Here is a 2842-nt window from a genome sequence, read left to right on the forward strand (position 1 = left end):
CCTAATTTTCAGGGAAAAAGTACCTGAATTTTCCCCCTGATCACTCCCATGCCTGGTACTTTTTGATTGACAAAAAGTCTAAAAGTCTTACCCAACAAGGTTTTTAGATTTATTCAGCAAACCCTAGTTAGGGGTGTTTCTTGACGTTGGACGGCATGAATTGTCGGACAATGGGGGAAAGCATAATAATCGGGGTCGGCGGCCTTTCCCCAAGGAAAGTCATCGGCATTTTGATCAAGCCATTCCATCCCCTCCTTGAGACTTAATCCCCGGTAATCGGTTTCCTGTTGACCTTGGTCCGCTTTTAAGTCCCGAAAATTAATGATGCCAGAGGTTGAACGAGAGTTAAAAAGGGTTTGCAGGATGAGAGGGAAAGTTTTCAAAGGCTTTCCTATGGCCTGCTGGACTTTTCGGGTTTAACCTCCGTCACACGCCAACTGAGTTTTAAATTCATCCAGAAGTTCCAAACGGTAACTATAGCGATCGCTATTAAGTTAGCAATATAGCGATTAATATGTAAGACATTGAAGAAAAAGTTTAAGAGCAGGACGTTGAGGATCAAACCGGCCAAACAAATAAGATTAAATTTAAGAAAACGTTTGAAACGCTGCTGCCACTGATTTTGGCCAGTGGACAAATCGCCAAAAGTCCAGCGATCGTTCCAGAGAAAATTATTAATAATGGCCACCTCGGCGGCGATAATCTTACTGCGAGTTACTCCCCAAGCGAGGGTGGTGGGATCGCTGAGGAGATAAAAGATAGCCATATCGACGAATACGCCACTAAACCCGACTAAACTAAAGCGAAGAAAGCGATCGAGGGGGAATTGCCAACGTCTTTTCAGACGACCAACGCGACCACGAGAACGTAATTTCAGCAGATGCAGAATATACTCGATGTACTGTTTCCAAGTGACCTTACTCTCGCCGTCTTGACGCTCTTGGAAAACGTAACCCACTTCGGCGATCTGGTCGATATTGCCGCGGCCGATAACTTCGAGGAGAATTTTATAGCCCATCGGGTTTAAGATCGGGCCAGCGATCGCTTGTCGATTAACCATGAAATAGCCACTCATCGGATCCGATACCCGTCCCACCACGTTAGGCAGAATGACTAATCCCAACAGCTGCGCCCCCCGGGAGAGGAAGCGTCGAGTTAGACTCCATTCGCTGACTCCACCCCCTTCCACATGGCGACTAGCCAGGGCGAGATCGGCTCCGGCTCTGGTTTGCTCGAATAATTTTAATAACACTTCCGGGGGATGTTGTAAATCGGCATCGATTACCCCAAGGATGTCGCCCCGTGCCACTTGCCACCCCCTCACCACTGCCGAGGATAGGCCTTTTTCTCCCTCCCGACGCAGCACTCGCAGCTGGGGATATTCAGGGATTAAAGACGCGGCGACTTCCCAAGTGCGATCGGGACTATTATCATCGACAACGATCAGTTCGTAATCGTTGGGCAGGGCTTCGTCGAGTATTTGACTGAGAATGTTGACTAATTGAACGATATTTTGCCGTTCATTGTAGGTGGGAATGACTAGAGACAGGCTGAGAGGATAATTTTTTTCTTCTTCTAGGTTGCCGTCGTCCGGGGGAGGAGGAGATAAAGGTACCTGCAGATCTCCTGTGGGGGGAGTTAAGAAAAGATGAGACTGCTGTATCTTCATGAAAAATTTGACCTCACTCGCGGTTGATTTAGCTACAGACGCACTGACAACAGCAGAAGATTCTGAATACTTTTGGCCCTTTGGAACCTAACCTATTGAACCATACCTTTGTCGTCTCTTGGGCGGACACAAGCATTGATTAACCGGTACTATCGGCCATGACTCGTAAACCCAAGACACTGTGGTGTTGATCGGGAAGGCAAAAGGTGCGATTGGCACTGCGTAGGTGCCTAGCTTCATCCCCCCAACTGCCCCCTCGCACTAAACGGGCGGAAGGATAACGGGGCTGCAAGCGATTATCCCTGTCTAACCAAGCACTACCATCCAGGGGCGGGGTTCCCTCGTAATTCCGGTGCCAGCTATCGGCGCACCATTCGCCCACGTTGCCGTGCATATCGTAGAGACCGAAATTATTGGGGGCGAAACTGCCCACTGGGGTAGTCCTGGCCAGATAGGTGGTGTTAGGTTCTTCGGCGTAGGGATCATAGACGGCAAAGTAATTGGCGCGCTCGCTGGTGAGGGTTTCCCCGCAGTAAAAGGGGGTGGTTGTACCGGCGCGACAGGCGTATTCCCAGCGTGATTCACTCGCTAGTCGGTAATCTTTGCCGGTGGAGCGGGAGAGTCTTTGACAAAATTCGATCGCCTCGTACCAGGAGACTCTCTCTACGGGTAAGTTATCGCCTTGGAAAAAGGATGGCGCCGGGTTGAGTTCGAGATTAATTTTGGGCAGTTGGGCGATCGCTCGCCACTGTGCTTGGGTGATCGGGTATTTGCTCAGAAAAAAAGCCGCCGTCGTCAGGGAATTTTCTGGTTTTTCACTGCTAGTATGATCGCCTCTTTCCTCATTTTTTGAGCCTCGTAGAAAACTGCCCCCCGGAATAGCCACCATCTCTAGTTCGCTGCCGTTGCCTAGGGGTTCGCGCCAGGAACGAGCGCCCCAGCTTTGAGTGCCTCCGTCACGGTATCATCGGTAGAGCGGTTGTTATAGACATAAATTGCCGCTTCGGGCAAAAAAGTTTGGAATTGGGAGACCACTTTTGCGATCATTAGTTCTTCATCGAAAATTTTGGGTCTGAAACCCCGTCGTTCTACGACGGCTTTACCGTTAAATATTAGCGCATTTACCAAATATATGCTAAAATGTGAGACATGGAAAAAGCCTATTCGTTTCGA

General features: G+C 49.3%; 3 protein-coding genes and 1 pseudogene. All 4 read right to left on the minus strand.

What is annotated here, in order from left to right; all coding sequences use genetic code 11:
- Positions 1-113 precede the first annotated feature (113 nt).
- Positions 114-383, minus strand: coding sequence for a hypothetical protein (locus EWV84_RS15360; RefSeq protein ID WP_287078703.1), 270 nt, complete (start codon positions 381-383; stop codon positions 114-116).
- Positions 384-391: 8 nt separating this feature from the next.
- Positions 392-1669 carry a glycosyltransferase gene (locus EWV84_RS15365; RefSeq protein WP_287078704.1) on the minus strand — a complete coding sequence of 426 codons (1278 nt, stop codon included), beginning with the start codon at positions 1667-1669 and terminating at the stop codon, positions 392-394.
- Positions 1670-1808: 139 nt separating this feature from the next.
- Complete coding sequence (locus EWV84_RS15370) at positions 1809-2558, minus strand: formylglycine-generating enzyme family protein (RefSeq protein ID WP_287078706.1); 750 nt, start codon at positions 2556-2558, stop codon at positions 1809-1811.
- Between the two features lie 38 nt (positions 2559-2596).
- Positions 2597-2716: pseudogene (locus EWV84_RS15375) on the minus strand (glycosyl transferase); the annotation flags it as partial.
- Positions 2717-2842: the final 126 nt, after the last annotated feature.

Source organism: Microcystis sp. M_QC_C_20170808_M3Col, assembly GCF_007095505.1.
GTDB lineage: Bacteria > Cyanobacteriota > Cyanobacteriia > Cyanobacteriales > Microcystaceae > Microcystis.